Source organism: Brachybacterium sp. (assembly GCF_036379615.1).
GTDB lineage: Bacteria > Actinomycetota > Actinomycetes > Actinomycetales > Dermabacteraceae > Brachybacterium.
This window is the reverse complement of the sequence record NZ_DASVGJ010000009.1, coordinates 42,530-66,933: the sequence shown is the minus strand read 5'-3', so window position 1 is coordinate 66,933 and position 24,404 is coordinate 42,530. Positions and strand designations below refer to the sequence as shown.

The 24,404-nt window shown below is 72.9% G+C and carries 20 protein-coding genes; 4 read left to right on the top strand and 16 right to left on the bottom strand.

The annotated features are described in order from the left end of the window. Positions 1-75: 75 nt before the first annotated feature. The 6 genes from VF289_RS02235 to VF289_RS02210 form a co-directional block, all read right to left on the bottom strand. A complete protein-coding gene (locus tag VF289_RS02235) occupies positions 76-990 on the bottom strand; it encodes an isoprenylcysteine carboxylmethyltransferase family protein (protein WP_330880658.1) in 915 nt (304 codons plus the stop codon). Positions 991-1,072: 82 nt separating this feature from the next. Next, on the bottom strand, positions 1,073-2,563 hold the full coding sequence (locus tag VF289_RS02230; protein WP_330880656.1) for a gluconokinase: 1,491 nt from the start codon (positions 2,561-2,563) through the stop codon (positions 1,073-1,075). Between the two features lie 295 nt (positions 2,564-2,858). Then, entirely contained in the window at positions 2,859-4,097 is a 1,239-nt protein-coding gene (locus VF289_RS02225; RefSeq protein ID WP_330880654.1) for a Dyp-type peroxidase, read from the bottom strand. Further along, positions 4,094-4,786 (bottom strand): copper chaperone PCu(A)C, encoded by a 693-nt coding sequence (locus VF289_RS02220; RefSeq protein ID WP_330880652.1) that lies wholly within the window; start codon positions 4,784-4,786, stop codon positions 4,094-4,096. The genes VF289_RS02225 and VF289_RS02220 overlap by 4 nt, the downstream gene beginning before the upstream one ends. A 159-nt stretch (positions 4,787-4,945) precedes the next feature. Further along, positions 4,946-5,653 (bottom strand): hypothetical protein, encoded by a 708-nt coding sequence (locus VF289_RS02215; RefSeq protein ID WP_330880650.1) that lies wholly within the window; start codon positions 5,651-5,653, stop codon positions 4,946-4,948. 111 nt (positions 5,654-5,764) lie between these two features. Then, on the bottom strand, positions 5,765-6,769 hold the full coding sequence (locus tag VF289_RS02210) for a universal stress protein (RefSeq protein WP_330880648.1): 1,005 nt from the start codon (positions 6,767-6,769) through the stop codon (positions 5,765-5,767). 260 nt (positions 6,770-7,029) lie between these two features. On the opposite strand from VF289_RS02210, the gene VF289_RS02205 reads away from it, so the two are divergent. Beyond that, on the top strand, positions 7,030-7,320 hold the full coding sequence (locus tag VF289_RS02205; RefSeq protein WP_330880646.1) for a DUF1905 domain-containing protein: 291 nt from the start codon (positions 7,030-7,032) through the stop codon (positions 7,318-7,320). A 40-nt stretch (positions 7,321-7,360) separates the two neighbouring features. On the opposite strand, the gene VF289_RS02200 is transcribed toward VF289_RS02205, so the two are convergent. Continuing rightward, positions 7,361-7,897 carry a hypothetical protein gene (locus VF289_RS02200; RefSeq protein ID WP_330880645.1) on the bottom strand — a complete coding sequence of 179 codons (537 nt, stop codon included), beginning with the start codon at positions 7,895-7,897 and terminating at the stop codon, positions 7,361-7,363. After that, positions 7,894-8,955 carry a LysR family transcriptional regulator gene (locus VF289_RS02195; RefSeq protein WP_330880643.1) on the bottom strand — a complete coding sequence of 354 codons (1,062 nt, stop codon included), beginning with the start codon at positions 8,953-8,955 and terminating at the stop codon, positions 7,894-7,896. Before VF289_RS02195 ends, VF289_RS02200 begins: the two co-directional genes overlap by 4 nt. A gap of 89 nt (positions 8,956-9,044) precedes the next feature. Here VF289_RS02195 and VF289_RS02190 point away from each other — a divergent pair, with 89 nt between their 5' ends. Then, entirely contained in the window at positions 9,045-9,356 is a 312-nt protein-coding gene (locus VF289_RS02190) for a hypothetical protein (protein ID WP_330880641.1), read from the top strand. A gap of 45 nt (positions 9,357-9,401) precedes the next feature. Here the strand turns inward: VF289_RS02190 and VF289_RS02185 are convergent, their stop codons facing one another. The 3 genes from VF289_RS02185 to VF289_RS02175 form a co-directional block, all read right to left on the bottom strand. After that, positions 9,402-13,007: a S41 family peptidase gene (locus VF289_RS02185; RefSeq protein WP_330880639.1), complete on the bottom strand. Its 3,606-nt coding sequence runs from the start codon at positions 13,005-13,007 to the stop codon at positions 9,402-9,404. A 163-nt stretch (positions 13,008-13,170) separates the two neighbouring features. After that, the gene (locus VF289_RS02180) at positions 13,171-14,094 is read right to left on the bottom strand and encodes a hypothetical protein (RefSeq protein WP_330880637.1); all 924 of its coding nucleotides are present in this window, start codon (positions 14,092-14,094) and stop codon (positions 13,171-13,173) included. Further along, on the bottom strand, positions 14,085-15,047 hold the full coding sequence (locus VF289_RS02175) for a hypothetical protein (protein WP_330880635.1): 963 nt from the start codon (positions 15,045-15,047) through the stop codon (positions 14,085-14,087). The genes VF289_RS02180 and VF289_RS02175 overlap by 10 nt, the downstream gene beginning before the upstream one ends. A gap of 277 nt (positions 15,048-15,324) precedes the next feature. On the opposite strand from VF289_RS02175, the gene VF289_RS02170 reads away from it, so the two are divergent. Beyond that, positions 15,325-17,211 carry a glycoside hydrolase family 76 protein gene (locus tag VF289_RS02170; RefSeq protein WP_330880633.1) on the top strand — a complete coding sequence of 629 codons (1,887 nt, stop codon included), beginning with the start codon at positions 15,325-15,327 and terminating at the stop codon, positions 17,209-17,211. Positions 17,212-17,321: 110 nt separating this feature from the next. Here VF289_RS02170 and VF289_RS02165 read toward each other — a convergent pair whose 3' ends face one another. From VF289_RS02165 to VF289_RS02155, 3 genes are all read right to left on the bottom strand, one after another. Further along, entirely contained in the window at positions 17,322-18,971 is a 1,650-nt protein-coding gene (locus tag VF289_RS02165; protein WP_330880631.1) for an alkaline phosphatase D family protein, read from the bottom strand. 200 nt (positions 18,972-19,171) lie between these two features. After that, entirely contained in the window at positions 19,172-20,098 is a 927-nt protein-coding gene (locus tag VF289_RS02160; protein WP_330880629.1) for an exodeoxyribonuclease III, read from the bottom strand. 114 nt (positions 20,099-20,212) lie between these two features. Further along, positions 20,213-21,280, bottom strand: a complete 1,068-nt coding sequence (locus VF289_RS02155; RefSeq protein WP_330880627.1) for an LLM class flavin-dependent oxidoreductase — start codon at positions 21,278-21,280, stop codon at positions 20,213-20,215. 346 nt (positions 21,281-21,626) lie between these two features. Here VF289_RS02155 and VF289_RS02150 point away from each other — a divergent pair, with 346 nt between their 5' ends. Then, positions 21,627-23,285, top strand: coding sequence for a BCCT family transporter (locus VF289_RS02150; protein WP_330880812.1), 1,659 nt, complete (start codon positions 21,627-21,629; stop codon positions 23,283-23,285). Positions 23,286-23,387: 102 nt separating this feature from the next. Here the strand turns inward: VF289_RS02150 and VF289_RS02145 are convergent, their stop codons facing one another. Together VF289_RS02145 and VF289_RS02140 are read right to left on the bottom strand one after the other, a co-directional pair. Continuing rightward, complete coding sequence (locus VF289_RS02145) at positions 23,388-23,900, bottom strand: ferritin (RefSeq protein ID WP_330880625.1); 513 nt, start codon at positions 23,898-23,900, stop codon at positions 23,388-23,390. Positions 23,901-24,011: 111 nt separating this feature from the next. Further along, positions 24,012-24,239, bottom strand: a complete 228-nt coding sequence (locus VF289_RS02140; RefSeq protein ID WP_330880623.1) for a hypothetical protein — start codon at positions 24,237-24,239, stop codon at positions 24,012-24,014. Between the last annotated feature and the right edge of the window lie 165 nt (positions 24,240-24,404).

The window sequence follows — 24,404 nt, the reverse complement described above, 5'->3', positions numbered from 1 at the left end:
GCAGGTCACGTCTGGATCCGGAGGATTGGACCCGCCAGGTTGCATCCAAAGATGCAGGGGAGGGGCTCCGCGCGCTCACCCCAGCCGCGGCACCCAGCTGCGCACGCGCGCCCGGTAGCGGGAGTAGTCCTCACCGAAGCGCGCTGCGAGATCCCGTTCCTCCTCGGGGCGCACCAGCAGGTGCCACAGCACTCCGCCCGCGAGCGAGTAGAGGATCACCAGCCAGGACGCTCCCAGCAGTCCCACCGCCACACCCTGCGTGATCCCGGCGACCGCCATCGGATTGCGCACCCGACGGTAGGGACCCGCGATCACCAGGTCGTTCGCCATCGCACCGGGCAGCGGGGTGCCCCGGCCGCGCCGAGCCATCGTCACCGCCGAGATGACCCCGAGTGCGCTTGCGCCGAGCAGCAGCATGACACCGGCGACCACCGTGGCCAGGCGAGCGCCCTCAGGGAGCACCATGGCCACCTGCCACCGCCGCTCCAGCCAGATCATCGGCAGCGGCAGCACCACCAGGAACCCCGTCCAGAAAACGGTCATCTGCAGCAGGGTCGCGACCAGCGGGGCGTTGCCCTCGAGCCGTCGGGCGGGCCGGAAGGCGAACGGTCCCACCAGGAGGGCTCTCATCGGCACCCGGTCCTGGAGCACCAGCACCCCGGCGAGCACCGATCCGGCGGAAGCGGCGATCATCACCACCGCACCCCACCCGGCCTGACCGGTGAGCGTCGCGTAGAGCACCATCCCCGCGGTGACCAGGAGGGTCCACGGCGCAGCGATCCAGGTCGCCCAGCGGACCCCGAGCGCGACGAGAGCGGAGGGGATCACGAACAGCGGAATGTCCAGCGCCCCGACCAGCAGCGGGTCCAGGTTGCCCAAGGTGGCGGTGCGCACCGCGGGAACCGTGGGGACGAGCACCCACCAGGCGGCGCCCGCGAGTGCCTGCAGGGCGAAGTAGGCGCGGCCCATCGGGCGGCTGAGGAGGGTCATGACCGGACCAGGGTAGCCGGGCCGGCACGGTGCGCCGTGCCGCGCCCCGCACGCCGTGCCGCGCGCCCGTGCCGTGCTGGGGTCAGGCCAGGTCGGCGAGCTTCTCGAAGCGCTCGAGGCGCTCGCGGTAGTACTCGGCGTGCTCCGCGACAGGCTCGACGCGGGTCAGCACCGGCACCTCTGCCACGGGCACGCCCGGGGCGGCCTGCTCGAGCGCCATCACGGCGGCGCCGCGCATGGTCGAGCGGGAGACGGCGACATGGTCGATGGGGGCGCCGAGCGCGTCCGAGAGCAGGTGCAGCCAGCCGGGGATCGCGCCGGTCATACCGCCGGAGAGCACGATCCGCTCGGGCTCGCCGCCCGCCTCGCGCATCTGGTCGGCGATGCGCAGGAAGGACAGGGCCACGCCCTCCATCGCGCCGCGCAGCATGTCCTCCCACGTGGTGGAGGCACCCACGTTCGCGAACATCGCCCGCGAGCTGCCGCGCCACTTGGTGCCGCGCTCCCCGGAGAAGAAGGGGACGACCAGCGGGGTGCCGGCGGAGACCGGGGCGGAGAAGAGGGAGGTGGTGTCCGTCTCGGCCACGTCGAAGGGCATCGCCAGCTCGTTGCGGCACCAGTCCAGCACGCGCCCGCAGTCGCTCATGGCGGAGCCGACGAGGGTGCGCTGCTGGTCCACGCGGTAGGCCCACAGCCCGCTGGGCAGGGTCGGGATCTCGGTGGAGAGCAGCTGGCGGATCGCACCGGAGGTCGCGGTGGAGATGCCCCAGGTGCCCTCGCCGAGCGCGCCGATGCCGAGGTTCGCGGCGAGGCCGTCGCCGATCACCGGCAGCCAGACGGCATCCTTCAGCTGCGGGAACTCCTCCGCGAGCGGGGTGCCGCCCACGGGCAGGGCGTCCGAGGGATCCAGCGAGGGACCCATCATCGAGAGGTCCACGCCCACGGCCTCGAGCAGCTCGGGGACGTACTCGCCGGTGCGGCGATCGATCATCCCGGACCAGGCCGCGGAGGCGGTGCCGAGCGCCGGGGTGCCCAGCAGCTTGAAGGCCACGTACTCGCCGAGGGCCATGAAGCGCTCGGTGCGGGCGAAGACGTCCGGCTGGGTCTCGCGCAGCCAGGCCAGGCGCGGCGCGGTGTACGAGGAGTGCAGCCGCGCGCCGGTGCGCTCGTGCAGCCCCTCCACGTCCAGCCGCGCGGCGAGCTCGTCGACCTGCGTGTGGCAGCGGGTGTCCGCGTAGGTGATGCAGGGGGTCAGGGCGTTGCCGGCCGCGTCGACCGCGACCAGCGAGGAGGCGAAGGTGTCGAACCCGATCGCGCGCACCTCGCCCGGCAGCGGCGTGGCGGTGAGGACGGCGCGCAGCGAGGTGCGGATCTCCTCGACGATCTGGTCGGCATCGATCGTGCTGGTGCCGTCGTCGCCCACAGTGAACTCGTGGGACTCCTTGTGGTTCAGCTTGCCGACCTCGCGGCCGGAGACGTCGTAGACCGCTGTGCGGGTGCCGCCGGAGCCGATGTCGATCCCGACCACGAGCGGGCCCTGGGCGTCCTCGGCCGGGATGTGGAATCGGGGCATGGGAGTCTCCTGCGCTGGTCGGGGCGGTCCGCGCTCGCTCGGCATCGATGCGGCGACGCGGGCGTCGTCGGCACAGCATACGAGGCGGTGAGCGGCTCGGCAGGCGCTGCGCCACGGGTTGCCACGGGCTGTGGCGAGGGTCGGTCCCGGAACCGTCCAGCCGTCGCGGGGCGCCGTCCCACGGCGGAGCGTGCGCTCCACCGCGGGACGGCGCCGGCCCGGCGGGGTCCGGGTCCCAGCGGGGCCGGTTCGGCGCGGGCCGGGTCCCGGCGTCGGGCTCAGTCCTTCCCGGGTCTCACCGCAGCACCGCCTCTCCGAGGAACTCGCCCTCGGCGCAGCCGGGCGGGATCGCGAACACCGCCGAGCCGATCGGGGTGGTCCACTGGTTCAGCAGGTCCAGGGTGTCCAGCCGCTGCTGGATCGGCAGGAACTGGCCGAGCACGTCGGCCTGGAAGGACACGAAGATCTGCCCGGCCTCGGAGATCGCGTCGGAGCCCGGTGGCGGGGCGATGTCGTAGTTGTACGGCCGACGGTAGATCTCCTGGTGCTGCCCGTCGTCGACGCCGTTCGCGCGCCGCATGTGGGAGAACTCCCCGATCACGGGGAACCCGTTGACGGAGACCTGCTCGAAATCCGCCCGGGAGGTCTCCGTGCCCCCGCTGAGCGGGGCGCCGGAGTCCAGGCGGGTGCCGGTGGACTGCTCCCGGGCGGTGCGGTCCACCTCGTCCCAGCCGTCCAGATCCATCCGGATCCGGCGGATCACCATGGAGGTGCCTCCCGCGAACGGGCCCTCCGGGATCCACACCACCTTCGAGAAGTGCTCGGAGCCGGGAGCGGCGTTCGCGCTGCCGTCCAGCTGCCCGAACAGGTTCCGCATCGTGGTGCCGGGGGCCTGCGTCCCCGGGGAGCGGCGGAAGCCCCGCTGCACCCAGCGCAGGTGGGTGAAGGCGCGGGAGTCCTTGAGCAGCATGCGCGCGGCATGGGCGACCGTCAGCGGATCCTCCGCGGCGATCTGCAGCATCAGGTCCCCGCCGGTGAAGTGCTCCTCGAGCTCGTCGATCCCGAAGGCCGGCAGCGGGGCCAGCCACTCCGGGGCGGGCCGCTCGGCGCGCTCCATGAGTCCCGGCCCGACGCCGACGGTGACGGTGAGCGCCGCCGGTTCCGCCGCCATCTCCGGTTCCGTGTCCGCGAGCGCCGGCTCGCCGCGGGTGAGGCGGGCGGCATCGTCGGTGAGCAGCCGCAGCAGTCGCAGCACCCCGTCCCGATCCACCTCCGGGCGCAGGTCCAGGCCCAGGAAGGTCGCCGACCCCGGGGCGGGGGTCTCGATCCCCGCCTGGTGCGCGCCGTGGAAGGGCACGGTCTCCCCGCCGTGCAGGGGAGGCGCGGCGGCCGCCGTCTCGGCCGACGGGTCCCGCAGCGAGCGGTCCAGGCCGACGGAGGCCGCGCCGACGCCGAGCGCTCCGACCCCGAGCGTGCCGGCGCGCAGCAGGTGGCGACGGCCGAGCCGAGAGCCCGGCCGCTCCTGCGACGTCACTCCTCACCTCCGTGCGCGCCATCGTGGCTGTCGTGCTCGCCGCCGCCGTCCGAGGCCCCGGAGCCGGAGGAGCCCTCGGGCTCGTAATGCTCCTGGGCGCCGGTGAAGTCCTTCACCGTGGCGGTGAACGGGAGCTCGGTGCCGTCGCCGAACTCCAGGGTCACCTCCACCTCGTCCCCCGGCTGCAGGGGAGCGGTGAGCTCCATGAGCATGAGGTGGTTGCCGCCGGGCTCGAGGAGCAGCTCCGAGCCGGCGGGCAGCGGGAAGCCGCCCTCCTTCTCCTGCATGCTCATCCCGCCGGAGCCGTCACCGGTGGTCTCGTGGAGCTCCACGTGGGTGCTGGCGGAGGTGCGCGCTCCGACGAGGACGAGCTCCTGGTCGGTGCCGTTGACGAGGATGCCGAAGCCCGAGGTCATGCCCTCCTCGGCGGCCTTGACCCAGGGGTCGGTGACGGTGAGCGCGTCCGGGGTCGCCGCGTCCTCGCTGCCTCCGTCCCCGCTCGCCCCGTCCTCCGCCGCTCCGTTCTCGGCGGCGGTGGGGTCGTCGGCGCCCCCGGGGTCGGCCGCGCAGGCGGCCAGCGGCAGCAGCAGAGCGGTGAGGGCCGCGCGCCGGGAGACGGGCGAGGAGAGCGAGGAGAGCAGGGAGGTGGTCGGGACGGTCGCGACGTGCGACGTGGTGGTGCGGGACATGCGGGGTCCTTTCGGAGACGCTTCGCCGGCCGCAGGCGGGATCCGCGAGCGGCAGGGGGCGTGAGGGAGGTCCGCACGGCAGGCGCCGTGCGGGGTGTTCCGAAGGGCTGCCTGAGCAGGCAGGAGCACTGCACCGGCGACGCGGGGCGTCGACGGCGCTCAGGCGGCCAGGACCAGCGGCGGACCGCGACGCCGTTGCGGGGTGAGCACCGCCCGGCGGAGATGGAGCAGGGGTGCGCCCTCGGGCACCGGCCGGGACGGGCCGGGCAGCACCAGGCGCGGAAGTGCGACCGTGCGCGGCGGCCTCCGGAGCACGTCCAGGACGGAGACGACCAGCCCGGCGCAGCGCAGCAGGAAGCTCTCTCCCCGCTGGAGCAGCACCGTGGTCACCAGCGCGGCGACGAGGTGCCACAGGAGCATCTGCAGATCGGCGTGGTTGCCGTGCAGCGCATGCTCGGCGGTGGGGACCACCCCCTCGGCACCGTGCCCTGAGTGCACTGCGGAATCCGGGAGCGCTCCGGACCCCGAGAGGGCTCCGGCGCCGGAGACGCCATGCGCGCCGTGGCCCAGGTGGGAGCCCGGCGGGGCGACCAGCGTGATGCTCGGATCCCCGGGGGTGCCCGCGGTGAACAGGCCGTGGAACAGCGCCTGGCTGCTGAGCACCGCCGCGCCCATCCGCGGCAGCGAGAACCGGGATCCGGCCAGCACGGTGCAGACGGTCACCGCGAGCCACCAGGGGACGGCCACCCCGAGCCAGGACGGCATCTCCGCGCCGCCCACCAGGTGCCCGCCGAGGGCGACGAGGGTGGCGAGGGAAGCCGCCATGCCGCCGCGCAGCAGGCGCAGCGGGGAGCGGCTCGAGGTCATGCCTCCCATTCTGCCCTGTCCCCTCTCCTCGCCCGGTCAGCCGGGCTGGCGGGCAGTCGGTCGACCGTTCAGCCGTCTCAGCCGTCTCAGCCGTCTCAGCCGGTCACCCGGTCAGTCGGGCTGCTGCGCGCGGGGTGCGGGGAACTCGGCCACCAAGGGCGGAACCACCATCACCGGCCCCTCGGCACGCTGCAGCACCGACTGGGAGACCGAGCCCAGCAGGGTGCTGGCCACCCGGCCGTGTCCTCGCGTGCCGAGCACCGTGAGCTGGGAGGTCGAGGTGTGCTCGAGCAGTGCCGCGACCGGTTCGGCGATCACCGCCTCGCAGGTGACCGTGAGGTCAGGGTGCTCCGTCCGCAGCACGGCGGCGTCGGCCTCGAGCTGCGACTCGAGGTCCCGCCGATGCCGTTCCAGCAGCTCGGGGTCGGGGAGCCAGGCCATGGAGGAGCCGCCCCAGTCCTCGATCGGGGACATCACCATCAGCAGGTGCAGCGGTGCGCTGCGGGTGAGGGCCGCCACCACGGCGTGCCGCACCGTGCGGCGGCTGTGCGGGGAGCCGTCCACCCCGGCCACCACCGGGGTGCTCTCATCGCGCGGGGAGAAGCGCGCGGCGCCGCTCTCCGTGCCCACCTCGTACTGGCGGGGCACCACGATCGTCGGGCAGTGCGCATGGGCGGGCAGCGCGGAGGAGACCGAGCCGAGCAGCCGGCCGAAGAATCCGCCGCGCCCCCGGGCGCCGACCACGGCGATCTGCGCGGAGGTGGACAGCCTCACGAGCACCCCCGCTGCATCGCCGTGCTCGGTGCGCAGATCGACCTCGCCGGGATAGCCCTGCAGGTGCTCTCGCGCCTGGTCGAGCAGCCCCTGCGCTGCGGCGAGACGTGCGACCTCCGCCGGGATCACCGGGGTCAGCGAGGCCTCGGCGTAGGCGAGTGAGGGCACCGTGTACGCGGTGACGACCGTGAGCGGGCTGCCGAGGCGTCGCGCCGCGCGCGCGGCGTAGAACAGGGCGCGGACGGACTGGTCGGAGCCGTCGAAGCCGAGGAGCACCCCGAGGGGGTGGGAGCCCGGGTCCGCGGGGACCGGGGACGAAGAGGTGGCGCCGTCGTCGTGCATCTCGACCTCCTGCATCGGGGGCTCACCGGGGCCGACGACGCTGCCCCCGGAAGACTCCGCCGCCGGTGCCCCCATCGTAGGCCCGGTGCCCGCGCCGTGCCCGCGCGAAGGTCCCGATCCCGCACCGGCCGGTCGCCGCGGGCCCTCGCGGGAGCTGCGGGACCGCGCGGGAGCTGCGGGATCGCGAGGGAGCTGCGGGACCGGGCGGGAGCACGGTGCAGCGCGGGGCCACGCAGCCACCGTGTGACTACGCTGGAGGCGTGGAACTCCGCTTCAGCGCCGTCACCGTCGAATGGCGCGGCCCCGCCCCCTTCGTCTTCGCGCCCGTCCCCGCGGAGGAGGCCGACGCGATCGCGGCGATTGCGCGCGAGGTCACCTATGGCTGGGGCGCGATCCCCGCCCGCGGCCGGATCGGCGCCACGGACTTCACCACCTCGCTGTTCCCCCGCGACGGCGGCTACCTGGTGCCGGTCAAGGTCGCCGTGCAGCGCGCCGAGCAGGTCGAGGTGGGTGACGAGGTCGACGTGGCGCTGTGGATCGGCGAGGGCTGAGCGGCGCGCCCCGGGACCTCCGCCCGCCGGGACCAGGGGGTCACACCTCGGGCTGATCGGGCAGGTCCAGCTCCTGCGCATAGCGATCGCGCAGGGCGTGCCAGCCGTGGTCGAGGGCGTCGTGGCCCACGATCCGCTCCTGGTCGACGCCGTCGAGGCGGGCGTCGAGCACGCCGAGGCACACCTGCCATCCGGCGAGATGGGTGGGCGCGTACTGCGGTGCGGCGAGCTTCATCAGGAGCGTCAGCCGGGCCTCGTCGATCAGCCATTCCAGGGTGTCGTCCCCCCAGCGATGGGTCAGGGCGTGGTTCCCGGCGGTGGCGAGCACGTCCGCCGCGACCGGGTCGTCCTCCGGGTTCTCCCGGGCCAGCACCGGGCCCACCGCGATCAGCGCTCGCTCGGGCACGATCGGGGACCAGGTCGCCAGCAGCGCGGGGTCGGTGAGGTGCTCCCAGATCTGCTCTCCGCTCCCGGAGAGGTCCACCTCGAGGATCACGGCGTCCTCGGTGAGGTCCACGGCGACGGGGAGTTCGGCGATGCGGCGGTCGATGGTTTGATCGTTCCCGGACACGTTCATGAGGGCTCCTTCCGCGCGCCGCCCGATGCGGCGCCGACGACTCCTGCCATTGTCCGCTCGCACCCGAGGTCGGTGCTCCCGGGGTGGTTGCTCGCGAGTCCGGTGACTGCGGGCCCGGTGGTCGCGGGGGCGGAGGCCCCCAGATCGACGAGGCCCGGGATCTGCTCGGCGTGCTTGGCGGCCAGGGCGTGGATGCTGTCGACGATGAACCGCGTCGCCGGATTGCGACTGATCGCGCGCCGCATCTGCACTCGCAGCCGACGTCGCGGGGCGGGTGGTTCGAGCGGGATCGCGACCACGTCGGGCCGCAGGTCCAGGGCGATCACGGAGGGCTGGACGGTGACGTAGTCACCGGTGGCGACGAATCCGAGCACGGTGGGGAAGTCGCTGGGGTTGACCTCGATCCGAGGCGTGAACCCGGCCGCCCGGCAGAAGGCCCCGATGCGGTCGAACCAGTAGCTCTCGAGCGGGTCGTCGGTCACCCATGCCTCGTCGGCGATCTCCTGCAGACGGACCGTCGGGCGACCCGCCAGCGGGTGATCGAGGCCGACGATCGCGACGTACCCCTCCTCGAGGACGTCGTGGCTCTCCCACTCCGCGGCCGTCGGTGCCGACGCCCCTTCGCCCACCACGATGTCCATGCCCGCCTCGATCAGGTCCTCGCTGGTGCAGTCCCGCAGCACCAGCTCGAGTCGCAGGTCGGGGAAGGAGCGGCGCACCTGCTGGGAGAGCTCGGGCACCCAGCTGGCCGCGATCGAGGTGGCGTATCCCAGGCGCAGCGTCCCGGTGCGTCCGGAGCGGAGGTCCTCCACCGCCCGGTCCAGGGCGTCCAGGGCGTCCAGCGCGGGACCCGCCTCCGCGGCGAGGGCGCGGGCATGCGCGGTCACGGTGATCCCGCGGCCCGAGCGCTCCACCAGCTCCAGTCCTGTCTCCCGGCGCAGGCTCGTGAGGTGCTGGGACACGGCCGAGGGGGTGTAGCCGAGCGCCTCGGCGCTCGCTCGGATGCTGCCGGTCTCGACGACCGAGCGCAGGACGCGGAGCTTCACGGGATCGAGCATGCGCCCACCCTACGTCCGTTCAGATCTGCTGAACAGAGGGGTGGAAATCATCGCTTGTGCTGAACGGATGCTGGGCGCAGGATCGAGCCATGACCTCCGCACTGCTCGGCCTCGCGCTCATCCTCCTCATCGCCCTCTCCGCCGTCGTGCTCGGAGCGCTCTCCCGCCTGCTCGCCGCGCGGATCCTCCGCCGCTCGCCGCAGGCGCACCGCGACCTCACCGTCCTGGACCGCATCGCGCTCGGCAACGAGCTGATCGCCCGCGACCTCCAGCCCGACTCCACCCATCCGGTGGCGCGCACCGCCCCGCGCGATGCCGGCGCCGACTGGGTCGACGGCCCCCTGCAGCGTCAGGATCTCGCGCTGCGCCACCCGGAGATCGCCTCCCACGCGCTGCGGTGATGCCGGTGCGGGTGGGAGGCGACCTCGGGGAGGTGCCCGGTCGATTCAGCCCTTCGCCGGGCCGAAGCGCGGTGCCGGCAGCGGGGGAGCGACCGCGGCGGGCTTCTCCTCCAGCAGCGCGAGAGCCTCGGTGACGCCGCGCGCGAGCTGCGGGTCCTCGCCCGCGACCCAGGCGTTCGGCGGCAGCGGCACCTCGATGTCCGGCTCCACGCCGTAGTTCTCGATCGCCCAGTCCTCGCCCTCGAACCAGCTGGCGTACTTCGGCTGGGTCACGCCCGTGCCGTCGACCAGGTCGTAGCGGCCGTCGATCCCGATCACGCCGCCCCAGGTGCGGGTGCCGATGATCGGCCCGACCTCCAGGGCGCGGGAGACGGCGTTCACGATGTCGCCGTCGGAGCCCGCCTCCTGGTTCGTCACCAGCACCACCGCGCCGCGCGGGGCGAACGACGGGTAGGTGCCAGGACGCTCATGGCGCGGGTAGTCCCAGGACAGCACGCGCCGGGCGATCCGGTCGGTGACCAGCTGCGAGGTATGGCCGCCGCTGTTGTAGCGCACATCCACCACGAGGCCCTCCTTGGTGGTGGCCTCCCGCAGGTCACGGTGCATCTGCGCCCAGCCGGAGGAGACCATGTCCGGGATGTGCAGGTAGCCGAGGCGGCCTCCCGAGAGCTCCTCGACCAGGGCACGGCGGGCGGCGACCCAGTCCTGGTAGCGCAGCGCGGAGTCGTCGGGGAGCGGGGTGACCGCGACCCGGTGCTCGGCGCCATCGCGCAGCAGCACCAGCTCGGTGGGCGTGTCCGCCGCGCCGATCAGTGCGGCCTCGATGCCCTCGCGGTGCACGGGCCGGCCGTCGACCCTGATCACCGCATCGCCCACCTGCGCCCCCACTCCGGGAGCGAGCAGCGGGGAGCGGGCGTCGGGGTCCGAGGAGTCGCCGGGCAGGATCCGGGTGATCACCCACTGTCCGTCGCGCAGCTCTGCATCCGCCCCCAGATGGGCGGGGAGCATCGGCGGGTCGGCGTGGTAGACCTTGCCCTGCACGTAGGCGTGGGAGGTGCCGAGCTCGCCCTGGACCTCCCACATCATGTCCTGGAAGTCGTCGTCGGTGACCAGTCGCTCGATGACCGGGTCGTACCAGGAGGTCATGGCGTGCCAGTCCATGCCGTCCATGTCCGCGCGCCAGTACTGCTGGGCCATGATCCGGTAGTTGTCCCAGAGCATGCCGCGGCGCTCCGTGACCGGGTCGACGTTCAGCCGCATCCGGGAGGTGTCGATGACGATCCGGGCGGGGTCCTCGTCCTCGGCCTTGCGGTTCGCGGGCACCTGCACCCACTGCTCGCCCTGCCTGATCACCAGTGCCTGCCCGTCCCCGGAGGCGGTGACCTCGGTGACGCCCTCGGCGAGCACGGTGAGCTTGCGGTCCGCGAGGCTCCAGTGCTCGAGGGTCGGCGTGGGCGCCTCGCCCTTGACCCCGGCGCGAGCGCTGCCCAGCACTCCCTGCTGGGGGTGGCGCAGCCACACGAAGCCGCCCTCGACGGCGGTGAGGTGCGAGTAGTAGCCCGAGACCACCGGGAAGGGCACCAGCCGCGATTCCACGGCCTCCAGGTCGATGCGGGTGGCGGGCGGTCGCTCGGCGTCGTCGGCGCCGGCCGCGCTGTGGGAGGTGGCCGGCCGGGTGTCGGCGGCCGCCGTCGCGGCGTTCGCCGCACCGCTGGCCGCGCCCGTCGCTCCGTGGGTCGCAGCGCTGCTCGCACCGCCGGAGGTCCCCCCGGTGCTGGCGGTGTCCTTCCCGCCTGCGGCGCCGTCCGTGGCCTCCTTGCCGGCCTCCGCGGCGCCCCAGCCGTCCGGATGGGGGCCGAAGGGGTCCGGAGTGGTGCGCTCCAACGGCAGGAGGAAGGGACGCTCGGCGTTGACGAAGCCCAGGTCGAAGACCATGTCGTCGTACACCGTCTCGAAGGTGCGCAGGCTCAGCAGCGCCAGGTGCTTGCCGTCGGCGCTGAAGGCCGGGGCCGAGTCCTGGAACTTGCCGGAGGTGAGCGCGCGGCCGGTGGGCTCATGATCGTCGGTGTCCGAGAGCATCAGGCGGCTGAGCTGCCAGGAGTTGGGCTCGGCCCACACCAGCCAGCGGCCGTCCGGCGACCAGGCCAGGTCCCGCACCTCGCCGCCGGAAGAGCGGCCGATCTCCCGCACATGGTCCAGTCGCGGGGCGATGACCGCATGCTCCGCATCCTGCTCCCAGGCGGAGGCGGCCGTCGCGGCCGCTGCCGCGGCAGTCCTCTCCGGTCCGCCCGCGGCGGATCGTGAGGACTTCGCCGGGTCCTCGAGCCCGCGCAGGGTCACCAGGCGCACCACGTTGTCGTGGCTGGTGATCGCGATCTTCGAACCGTCGGGGGAGGGGATGGCGTGCAGGATCCGGCCCACCTCGCCGAGGTCGAGCCGCACCTCCTCGCCGCCGCCGTCGAGGCGGGCCAGGGCCAGCACATCGGAGCCCACGCCACCGGTCTCCCGGTCCGCGAGGGCCTCCGCATCGGAGACGAACAGGGCGAAGTCGGAGCGGCCCAGCGGGCGCACCTCCCGCAGCCGCAGTCCGCAGGTGCCCGCCAGCAGTCGCGAGGGGCCGCCGCGATGGGTGAGGGCGTGGGCGCTGCCCCGCCACTCCACCACGCTGGCGCGGGCGTCGTGCAGCGGGCGCATGGCCAGCACGTTCTCGGTCGGTGATGCGGGGCGTGGCAGCCGCGAGGCGCCGACCCCGGAGGCGAGGATCTCGACCTCCCGCGGCGTCGCGTCCAGGGAGTCCATCGCGAACAGCTGCCCGCGGGAGCTGAACACGATGGTCGCGCCGTCGGTCGCGGGCTCGCGCAGGTAACCCTGCTCGGAGGTGAGGGTGGTGTGGGCGCGCAGGTCGGTGCCGTCCATCGCGACCGACCAGAGGTTCGCGCTCGCGCGGTCGGTGAGCGCGGCGCCAGGGCCGGGGGTGTCGGAGGCGAACAGCAGTCGGTCCCCGTACCAGGCGATGCGGAGCTTCGAGGCGAGGACCTCGTCCAGCAGCGGCTCCCAGGAGCGTGCCGCATGAGCCTCGGCATGATTGTCGGCAGAGCCATCCAGCGGGACGTCCTCGCGCGAGAGCCAGAGCTTCACCGCGGTGCCGCCCTGGTAATGCTTCCAAGAGGCCTGATCACGGCGCCACGGGGTGGAGACGACTGTGGTCCCCGAGGGATGGATCGCGACCTCGCCGCTGCGACCCAGCGGCAGCAGCTCGGCACCGCCCTCGAGATCGATCGCCCACAGCTGCGCGTCACGGGCGATCGGTGCGCCGTAACTGGTGGTGGCCACGATGCGGCCATCCGGCAGCCAACCGACGACCTTCGTGGAGGGCCGGCCCCAGGCGGTGAGCCGGCGCGGCGCGGTGTCGCCCTCGGTGGAGATGACCCAGACCTCCGGGCCCCCGGAGGTGCGGGAGGTGTACGCGATGTGATCGCCGTCGGGCGAGAAGCGCGGATAGGCGACGGGGGCGCCCTCGTCGGTCAGCCGCCACGCGCGGCCGCCGGCCAGCGGGGCGAGCCACACGTCGTTCGCGGCGGTGAAGGTGATCGTGTCCCCGCGGACATCGGGGTGGCGGAGATAAGCAGCATGGGCAGGCGTCGTCGGCATGCCTCCCACCTTATGCGCGCACCAGGACGATCGACACGGCAATACTCGGCCGTCCGTAGGCCGTACGCCGTGGGCAGTACGCCGCGGGCCCGGGGGCGGTGGCCGGCCCGGAGCCGGTGAGTGGCCGGTGGGTGGCCGAGTATGACCGGAGCGTCGCAGGTGCTCAGCCGAGCGCCAGGGTGACCACCGCGTTCGCCCGGTGCAGGGAGACGGCGAGGTCCGCTCGCGTCACTTCTGCCGCCCCGTCCCGATCCGCGGAGTCCTGCCCGGAGGTCGCCATTCCGGAGGCCTTGAGCCAGGCGAGGTCCGTCAGGGCGGAGGCCGTGCCGTCGGCTCCCGCGCCGTCGACCTCCGGCAGCGACGCCTCGGCGGAGGCGTCCCAGGTGACGCCGACCCCGGCGAGGGCCGGCCGCATCAGCGCGGCGAGCATCATCGCCGCGCAGTCCCGCGTGGCGGGCTCCGTGGGCCGGACCCGCATCTCGGCATCGCCCCAGAGCGCCCCGCGGCCGTGCATCCACAGCAGGGCGGTGACCTGGGCGGGCTCCGCGCCGAGGTCCGTGAACAGGGTGGGGACCGCGTCGAGGTCGACGGCCGGGGCGCCCGCCAGGCGGTGCAGAGCCATCGCCACGTCCCCGCGGGTCACAGGGGTCTGCGGAGCGTAGTCGGCCGGGGTGCGTGCGGGCTGCACACCGGTCTCGTGCGCCCAGCGCATCGCCTCCGCGCCGGGGTCGCCGGCGGGGACGTCCGCGAACGCCCGGGTGGAGCCGTCGTCGCCGGGGGCTGCTCCCTGGGAGGAGGCGGCCGACGGGTCGGCGCCGCCCTCCTCGCGGAGCAGCGCGGCGGTGCCCATCACCCCGCCGACGGCCGCCGCGGCACCGACCAGCAGCACCGCCCGACGGCGGGTGCGGCCGGCATGCCCGGTGCGGCCGCGGCCGGAGGCGGTCGGAGCCGGTGCCGGTGCGGACTGCGGAGTGGACGGCTGCGCGGTGGTCCGCAGCGGGGCCTGAGGGGCCGGAGGCGTCTGCGGAGTCGGGGCTCCGGGGCGGCCGGGGCGCAGATGCGGAGCGGCGGGTCGCCTCACAGCCACCTCAGCTCCCGCATCCGACCCACGATCGCCCAGCTCACGGCCAGGTTTCCCCAGCCATTGAGGTGGATGTCGTCCGGGGCGCGCAGGCCGGAGGGCACGATCTGCTTCTCCAGGGCTCGCTGGGTGGTGGCCTGCTCGAGCAGGCGCAGCGGCGCGAGCGGCGGGCAGGAGAGCCCCTCCTCGGAGGTGAGCAGGCCGCCGAGGTCCAGGAAGTGCTCGCCGTACCGGCGCTGCTGCTCCTCGTTCACGGCGGCGACGGCGTCCGCGGTCTCGGAGCCGATCGGGTCACGGGGAGTGGGCCACTGGCCCAGCACCAGCGTGTCCTGGGACGGGTCCGCGGCGGCGTCCCACATGCGCTGGGTGTCCTCGAGCACCCCCTCCACGTCACGGATGTTGTTCTTGCCCATCCACAGCACCTGCCGGGACCCCTCGGCGATCGCCGCGAGAGCGGAGCGGAAGATGCCCTCGGAGACCGTGGCAGAGGGATCGTCGGGGACGAACAGCCAGGTCCCCTCGCTGCCGTCGAGGATGCCGGGCACCCCGGCGACGTCCCCCGGGATCCGGAGACGACCGGAGGGGGTGAGGCCGGAGCCCAGGGAGACCGGGATCCGGCCGGGCTCCGTGACGGGGTCGTCGGTGCGGTGCAGGTGCGGGGTGTCCAGTCCGCGCATCAGCAGGGTGTGCGGGGAGCGCGTGGCCCCGACGCCGTAGCCGTGCACCACGGCAGGCGCCGCGGCGAGGGCCAGGTGCTCGTGGATCCGCACCGCCAGCGGGGTCGCGGACGCCCCTCCCTCGGAGCTCATCGAGGAGGAGCCCCACAGGGTCAGCGGGCGGGCATCGCGCTCGGGAGCGAGCAGTCGTCGCGAGGCCTCGGTGCCGGAGAGGGACGGGGTCCCGCCCGCAGGACGGGGTGCGGCAGGCGCGGCCGGGGCGGCTGGCTGCGGCGAGGGCATCGAGGTCCTTCACAGAGGTGCGGAACGAGCGCACCGTCCGGCGCTCACAGAAGCCCAGAGTACGGGAAGGAACCCCTCGCGCACCAGGTCACGAGGCGGATCACGGTCGTGATGCGTTCCGGTGGCACGGGCAGGGCATTGACCGCTCAAGCAGACGGTGGAATGCTCGGCCGCGGCCGCGATCGAGCCTGCTGCGACCAGTGCCTGCGACCGTTCCCATGAACGGCGCCCCCCTTCCGCACTCACCCCGCCCCCACCCCTGATCCGGAGCCCATCGATGACGATGACCCGCCGTACTCTCGCCGCACTCTCCGCCGCCGCCGTCCCCGCGCTCGGTCTCGCCTCCTCCGCGCAGGCCGCACCACCCCGCCCGCGCGGCGGGGCCCCGCAGGCGCTCTCCCGCGCCCGCGCCGCCGCGGACGTGCTGATGACGGACTACGACCCGGACAAGGCCTGGTTCCCCTCGAGCTGGTGGAACTCCGCCGTCGCGCTCCAGACCATCGGCGACTACATGCTGCGCAGCGGTGATCTGCGCTATCTCCAGCAGCTGGACCGCACCTTCGAGCGGAACAAGGGCCCCTTCCCCGCCGGAGAGCTCTCCGGGGACGAGATCTACGGGAACTTCTGCAGCCGCGCCATCGACGACTCCGGCTGGTGGGCGCTGACCTGGATGTGCGCGTACGACCTCACCGGCGAGCAGAAGTACCTCGACATGGCCGTGATCATCGGCGAGTTCATGAACGACTTCTGGGACCCCAGCACCTGCGGCGGCGGCATCTGGTGGGACGAGGAGCGCACCTACAAGAACGCCGTCACCAACGGGCAGTGGATCCGTCTCACCGCCCAGCTTCACACCCGGATCCCCGGGGACCAGCTGTGGCTCGAGCGCGCACTGGTGGCCTGGGACTGGTACGTGAACGGCCCGATGATCAACGAGAACGGCCTGCTCAACGACGGGCTGACCGACGCCTGCGAGAACAACGGCGACCACGTCTACACCTACAACCAGGGCCTGGCCATCGGAGCGGCGCTCGAGCTGTGGCGCGCCACCGGCGAGGACGCGATGCTCGAGAAGGCGCGATACTTCGCCGACTCCGCGCTGACGGAGGGCGCGCTGGTCGAGGACGGCATCCTCGTGGAGTGGACCGACGCGCTGGGGGAGACCACCAACGACAACCACAAGCAGTTCAAGGGCATCTTCCTGCGCTACCTCATGGATCTCGCCGACAGCACCGGAGATGCTCGCTACCGCGAGGCCGTCGCCCGTCAGGCCGCATCGATCTGGGAGCACGACCGGACGCTCGAGGACCGGCTGGGGGTCCGCTGGAGCGGGGAGGAGACCGAGCAGTCCCCGAACGTGGCCGACTGGCGCACCCAGGCCAGCGCCCTCAGCGCCCTGATCGCGGAGGTCCCGACGGGCGGCGCGGACCGCTCCCTGACCGCCTCCCTCTCCCAGCCGCCGGTCGTGGTCCCCGACGGCTCCGCCACCCAGCGGGAGCTGCAGCTGGAGGTCACCGCGACCGCGGGCTCGTCACGACGGGCCGTGGTCCACCTCGAGGCGCAGGCCCCGGAGGGCTGGGAGGTGGAGCTCCCGCACCGCGTGCACCTCGACATCCCCGCGGGGGACGGCGCCGTCGCCGCCGCTGACCTGCCCGTGACGGTCACGATCCCGCCGGACGCCGCCGACGGCGAGCACGAGATCGAGATCCGCGCCCGCACCTCCGGCCGCCAGGAGTTCACCGCCCGCGCCCGGGTGGTGGTGGCCCGCACGATCGATTTCGCCGGCGGCACCGAGGACATCCCCTGGCTGTACGAGGACCGCGGCTCCGGGGTGACGGACGAGCCCGGTCGCTTCGCCGACGGCACCAGCTCCTTCACCTACCGCTTCCCCTTCCCGCCGAGCACCACGACCGCGCAGGTCACGGTGACGATCTCGAACCAGTTCGTGGTCGAGCTGAGCGCCGACGGCACGGACTGGACGCTCGCCCTGAGCGAGGACGAGCAGATCCGCGACGCCTCCAACCGGGCGGGCCGCACCCTCGACCTCGCTCCCTATCTGGAGGGGGAGGACAAGGACGTGTACCTGCGGGTCTCCGACGCGTTCGTCGAGGACGGCTGGGGCGGGCAGGTGCATCGCGTGAGCGCGGAGTACAGCGCGAGCTGACTCGGACCGCCGGGCGGCGCCGCCAGGTCCCCACCTGTGCGGCGCCGCCCTGGCGGCGTGCTCGCCCGTCGGCCCGGGCCGACGACGAGCACGCCGCCCGGGCCGCCGGTTCACGCCTGGTGCAGGCCGGGCTCCCCCGCCGGGACGATGTACGTCCGGTCCACGGAGACCGGTGCGTCAGGGATCGTGACGGCGGGGATCGTCGTGAACTCCGCCCGCAGCTCCTCGGTGGAGAGCTCCGAGAGGACGTACCCGCGACGGCCGCGGATGTACTTGATGTGCGGGTTCTCGGCGAGCACCTCCTCCTCGCCGCGGACCACGTCGCTGCCGTCGCCTCCCGAGGTGATCGCGGTGGTGACCAGCTCGACGCCGACGGTGGGGGAGTCCGGCTCCCAGAAATCCGCCGTCAGCTCATTGGCGAAGTGCACGTGCACGTCCCCGGTGAGCACCACCGGGTTCGTCACGCCGCGCTCGGCCCACGTCCTCACGATCTCGTCGCGATCGGCACGGTAGCCGTCCCAGCCGTCGGAGCCGAGCGAGGTGTCGGGGCCCGCGGCGTTGTCACGTTTGGCGAAGAAGACGCTCTGGGCCAGGAGCTGCCAGGTCGCGGTCGACTCCGCCATCCCGTCGAGCAGCCACTGCTTCTGGTCCGCGCCGAGCATCGTGCGGTCCGGGGAGGTCTGCTCCTCGCAGTCGACGAACCACCAGTTCTTCCCTCCGTCGTGGCAGGCCTGCAGATCGCGGTACTGGCGGGTGTCCAGGACATGGAACGTGGCGAGGTCCCCCCAGCTGAGCCTGCGGAACAGCTGCATCGAGGCGCCCACCGGTGCGCTGGACCGGCGCAGCGGCATGTTCTCGTAGTAGGCCTGCTGCGCCGCGATCCGCCGCGCCATCCAGGCGTCGGTGGGCACGCCGTCCTTCGGGTGCTCGCCGGCCCAGTTGTCCTGGACCTCGTGGTCGTCCCAGGTCACGATCCAGGGTGCGGTCTCATGGAGGAGCTGCAGGTCCGGGTCCGTCTTGTAGGTCGCGTAGCGCAGCCGGTAGTCCTCGAGCGTGGTGCACAGCTTGTGCGGATGAGTCCGGATCTTGCCGGTCCCCGGCCCGCCCTCGTAGATGTAGTCGCCCAGGCCGAACACCAGATCCGGCCGGTCCTCGGCGGCGCGCCGGTAGGCCGTGAACCACCCGCCCTCCCAGTGCGCGCACGACAGGTGCACCATCCGCAGGTTCCGGGTGTCGCCGTGCGGCGGGGTGGTGAGAGTGCGGCCGACGGGGGAGACATGGCGCCCGACGCGGAAGCGGTAGAAGAACTCGGCACCGGCCGGGAGGTCCTCGAGCTCCACGTGGATGCTGTGCGCCTCCTCGGGGCGGGCCGTCTCCGTGCCCCGGCGCAGGATCGAGCGGAAGCTCTCGTCGTTCGCGAGCTCCCATCTCACCTCGATGGTGGTGCTGGGCATGCCGCCGCGGCCATCGAGGGCGTGCGGGTCCACCGCCAGGCGGGTCCACAGGACCACCGAGCTGCTGGTCGGGTCACCCGAGGCGATGCCGAGGGTGAAGGGGTCCTGGACCCGCCAGCTGCCGTCCGCTCGGGCCGGCTGCATGCCGAGCACCCCGGCGGCGGTGAGCGTGGTGAGCGAGGCCGCGGTGAAGATCCGCCGGCTCATACGGCGCTGTCGGGTGAGGTTCGCGCGACGGTCAGGAGCGATGAAGCGGGTGGGCTGGGAGGGTTCGATGGGGTGCAGGCCTGCGGAAAGATCCATCATGATCCTTGCGTGGAGGAAAAATTCTTTTCAGGAATATCACGCGGGATCCCGTGCCCCCTCCGGTCTGCGAAGACCTGCGGAAGACGTCATCGGCCGCTCATCGAGCCGGCGGGTGGAGTTCACCAAGGCGACATGGTCGCCCCTGCGTCAGGGTCGTCCGACGCGCCGCCCTCCACGGGGGAGCGCCGCCGGAGATCCGGTCAGGCCAGGTCGTAGTCCACGACGACGGGGGAGTGATCCGAGAGGCGCTGCCCCCGGAACTCCCGGTCCACCTCGGCCCGCAGCGCGCTGCGGGCGAGGCGGGGCGAGGCGAGGTGGTAGTCGATCCGCCACCCTGCGTCCTTCGCGAAGGACTGCCCCAGCCACGACCACCACGAGTACGGGCCCTCCTTCTCGGGGTGCAGACTGCGCACCACGTCCACGAGCGTGCGCGGCGAGAGCTGCTGCCCGAACCACTCGCGCTCCTCGGGGAGGAACCCGTCGTTGCCCTGGTTGCGCCGCCAGGCGGCGAGGTCCTGACGCGTGTGCGCGATGTTCAGGTCGCCCATCAGCAGGAACTCGCGACCGTTCGCCGCGGCGGCACGCCGGGTGCGGACCAGGTGGCGGGAGAACGCCGCCATGAACCCCATCTTCCGGGTGTATCGCGCCCCGCCGTCAGGTGCCTCGCGCATCCTCTCGGGGCGCTGCAGGTGGGCCGGCAGGCCGCCCTTCGGCAGGTAGAGGCAGGCGATGGTGAGAGGGGCGTCCGCGAGATCGACCTCGAGGTACCGGCCCTCGTGCGCGAAGCGGCCGAGGCCCCGCGCGAGCGGGACGTGGTCGGGGGCGGGGACCTCCGTGAGCTCGGACGCCGAGCATGCCGGGACGCCCACCAGCGCGGTTCCGCTCCAGGTGCGGATCGCCGCCGGCGCCCGACGGGTGAGCACGGCGACCCCGTTGCGTCCCGGCAGCGTGCCGGTGTCGAGTGCGACGTGATAGTCGCCGAAGGCGTCGTCGGGCAGCTTGTCCTGCTGCGCGCGGACCTCCTGCAGCGCGACGACATCGGCACCGCGCCCGGCCAGCCAGTCCCCGAACCCTCGGCGATGAGTGGCGCGGATCCCGTTGATGTTGGCGGTCGCGATGCGGAGCATCCCCCGAGGCTACGTGGCCGGCGCCCGCCCCTCGGCCCACCGTTCCGCCCGTCGGCCGCCCTGCGCATCGGCCTCTCGGGACGGCGGCCCACCGCCCCGCCGAGCACCGCGAGGTCAGGCCACCGGCTCGCCCTGGACGGGGCCCTCCGTGTTCGGCGTCCAGCCGAGCGCCGGCGCGACGTGGGCCGCGAAGGACTCGAGGATGTGGAGGTTCAGGTCCACCCCGGCCTGCGACGGGATGGTCAGCAGCAGGGTGTCCGCGGACTGCACCGCGGCGTCGGCCTTCAGCTGCTCGATCAGCTGATCCGGCTCGCCCGTGTAGGAGCGGCCGAAGGTGGAGCGGGTGCCGTCGATGATGCCGATCTGGTCGGAGTCCCCGCCGGGCCGCATGCCGAACATCAGGCGGTCCTGCTCGGTGACGATCGGGAACACGCTGCGGGAGACGGACACGCGCGGGGTGTGCTCATGGCCGGCCTCCCGGAACGCCTCGCGGTAGACGTCGATCTGCTCGGCCTGCAGATCGCCGAAGGCCGCGCCGGTGGCCTCGGTGAGCAGGGTCGAGCTCATGAGGTTCAGGCCCTGTGCGCCGGTGCGCTCGGCCGTCTCCCGCGAGCCCGCACCCCACCAGATGTGGCGGAGCAGGTCCTCGGACTGCGGCTCGATCCGCAGCGGGGCGTGCGGTGCGGCGTCGGACATATAGGGCTGCGCGGCGGCCCGCGTCATCGGAGCGCCCTGGATGGCCTGCAGGAACACCTCGAACTTCGAGTGGGCGATGTCCGCGCCGCGCGGATCCGTGGAGCCGGTGTAGCCGAAGGACTCCCAGCCGCGGTCCGCCGCCTCGGGGGCGCCGCGGGAGATGCCCAGCGCCACCCGGCCGTCGGCGATCAGGTCCAGCGCCGCGGCCTCCTCCGCGAGGTGGAGGGGGTTCTCGTAGCGCATGTCGATCACGCCGGTGCCCACCTCGATCCGCTGGGTGCGGGCGGCGACGGCGGCGAGCAGCGGCATCGGCGCGGCGGACTGCTTGGCGTAATGGTGGACGCGGAAGTAGGCGCCGTTCACGCCCATCTGGTCCGCGCCGACGGAGATGTCGATCGCGTCATGGAGCATCTGGCGGGCACTGAGACCGCCCTGGGCGGGGCTGCCGCCGTAGTGGCCGAAGCTGAGGAATCCGAAAGCACGCATGAGGCCACCCTACCTGGTAGTTGAGCATTGAACTAGAGGCCGGTCTGCGAGGCGGCTGTCGAGCCGCTCCACCCGCTGTGCGAATGCCGGCGCCGGTCCGTGTGCGCAGGCACCTGGCTGTGAATGACGGGGCACCGCCCCATGGGTGACGAAGCGTCGGCGCGAGATCTGCGCCCCATATCTCGTCGCGATGGCGCGATCCGGGACGGTGGCCGCGTACCGTGGAGCGCTCTGCGCGCGGATCCTCGCCCCGCAGCCGCTGCCTCCCCGTCGTGACGCCGCCCGGCGCCGCCTTCCCACGCCGAGGCCGCCCCCTCCATCCCCGCCCCGATGAACGGACCGTGCCATCACGCAGGAATCCGCCGCCCCGCCGCGCCCAGAGGCCACCCACGACAGTCCCGAGGCACGTCGCGCCCGCCGTGAGGCTGATCGCTTCCCGGAGGCGCCGCATCTGCCCGGACGCTCCCTGAACAGCGTCTTCCTGATCTCCGTGGCGCTGATCCTCGCCCTCCTCGCCGTCGCCGGGTTCTTCCCTGCGCAGTTGAGCGCCGCAGCCGGGGCGTCGATGCGCTGGGTCACCGCCACCAGCGGGTGGTCCCTGATGCTGATCCCGCTGGGCCTCATCGGCCTGCTGCTCGTGCTGGCCCTCACCCGGGTGGGGGAGATCCGTCTGGGGCCCGACGATTCGCGGCCCGAGTACCCCACCCTCGCCTGGCTCGCGATGCTGCTGGGAGCAGTGATGGGCATCGGGATGATCACCTACGGCGTCGCTGAACCGGTCTCGCACCTGGTGACCCCGCCGCATGATCTCGCCGAGCCCGGCAGTCAGGAGGCGGTCGTCGACGCACTGCGCTTCACCTTCCTGGACTGGGGCCTGCATGCCTGGGCCGTGTTCGCCACCTTCGGCCTCGCCATCGGGTACTCGACCCACCGCCTCGGGAACAAGGGTCTGGTCTCGCCGATCCTGCGCCCGTTGATCGGGCGCCACGCCGACGGCGCCCTGGGCAAGGCGATCGATGTCCTGGTCATCCTCTCCACGCTCTTCGGCACCACCACCTCCCTCGGTCTCGGTGCCGCTCAGATCAGTCAGGGCCTCAGCCTGGTGACCGGTCTCGAGCTCACCTCCACCGGGGTGCAGATCGTCGTGATCGCGCTGGTCACCGTGGTGTTCACCGCGTCCGCGATGAGCGGGATCGGCCGGGGAATCCGCTACCTGAGCCAGGCCACGATGGTGATCGCCGCAGCGCTGCTGCTGTTCGTGCTGATCACCGGCCCCACCAGCTGGCTGATCTCGCTCTTCCTGCGCGCGCTGGGCGGGTACGTCGGTGACTTCGTCGAGATCAGCCTGCTGCTTCCCACGGACGGTGAGGAGCTGGCCTGGATGCAGGGGTGGACCTACTTCATGATGGCCTGGTGGATCTCCTGGGGCGCCTTCGTCGGGATCTTCCTGGCCCGCATCTCCCGTGGACGCACCATCCGTCAGTTCGTGCTGGTCGTGCTCGGGGTGCCGACCCTGATCTTCTCCGCCTGGTTCACCGTGTTCGGCGGGGCGGCGATGTGGATGGACCTTGAGCGGGACGCCGGGATCGGTGCGGCCGCGGCGGCGGACGTCAACACCGCGTTCTTCGGCCTGCTGGACCAGCTGCCGCTGACCGCGCTCACCTCCGTGGTCGCGATCGCCCTGGTGGTGCTCTACTTCGTCACCGGTGCGGACTCGAACACCTATGTGCTCTCGGTGATCTCCTCGGACGGCCGCATGGACCCGTCCCGCTCGATGATGTGCATGTGGGGTCTGCTCACCGGGGCGACGGCCGCAGTGCTGCTCTACGCCGGCGGGCTGGAAGCCCTGCAGGCCGCCGTGATGCTCTCGGCCGCGCCGTTCATCCTGGTCATCCTCGCGCTGGCGGTCTCACTGGTGATGCTGCTGCGCCGGGACCCGTGGCTGAACCGGGACCCGTGGCTGCGACGCGCACCGCAGGAGCGAACCGACTCGCAGCAGGGCTGAGACCCGCGGCAGCGCTGGGGCCCGTGGCAGAGCGGAGACCTCCGCGCACAGCGCGGCGCCCTGAGCATTCCTGCTCAGGGCGCCGCGAGGGGCGAGGAGGGGTCAGCCCTCGGTGGTCTCCGTCGGGCGAGCGCCCAGTTCGCTATCGAGGCGCAGCAGGCCCGAGCCGTCGTCGCCGATCAGCCTGACGCGACCGATGATCTCCGAGGCCGTAGCCTCTTCCTCGATCTGCTCGTCGACGAACCAGTTCAGCAGCGGGCGGGAGTCGTAGTCGCCCTCCTTGTCCGCGCTGCGGTAGAGCTCGCGGATCGCCTCGGAGACCTTCTGCTCGTGGGCGAGCGCGGCCTCGAAGATCTCCAGCACGGACAGCCCGGGCTTCACGCCGGGGGCCTTGATGGCGCCGATCGCGGCGTGGTTGTCGCGGTCCGAGAGGTGCTGGATGAACTTGTTGGCGTGGACGATCTCCTCGTCCGCCTGGTGGCGCAGCCACGCGGCGATGCCGGGGAGGTCCTGCTCATCGGCCTCGATGGCCAGCTGGCGGTAGGTGATCGAGGCCTCGAACTCGAGGGTGATCTGTTCCTGGAACTTCTTCTCAAGGTCATTGCTCATCTTCATGACCCCGACCCTAGACCTCTCGGGCGGGCTTGTCACGCATGGAAAGGCTGTCCTGACCTGCGGAGATGCGGTTCGGGCAGGCTAACCTGACCTGGGCCGGCCGGGGCATGGTCAGCTCGCGTTCTCGATCTCGACCTCCAGGCCGGCGTCCGCCGGGCCGACGGTGACGAGCCAGAGGTGCTCGACGCCCTCGTCGGCGTACGCGATGCACTCCGCGGTGTCGTCCCCGGCGTCCGTGTCCACCCCGTCGCCGCACTCGACCTCGAGGCTCATCTCCTCCGGGCCGCGGGCCTCCGCCTCCTCCTCGATCACGTCAGCGAGCTCCTCCGCGTCGAGCACCTTGGCGTCGTGGCCGAAGCCCCAGGTCCCCTCGAAGAGGTGCTCGCCCGCGGAGCCTCCGCCCGTGGTGTCGCCGTCGCCCTCGGAGTCCTCTGGGTCGTCAGAGGGGGCGCCGTCGGCCCCCGCGGGAGCGCAGGGTGCGCTGCCGGGGCGCCCGGTTCCGGG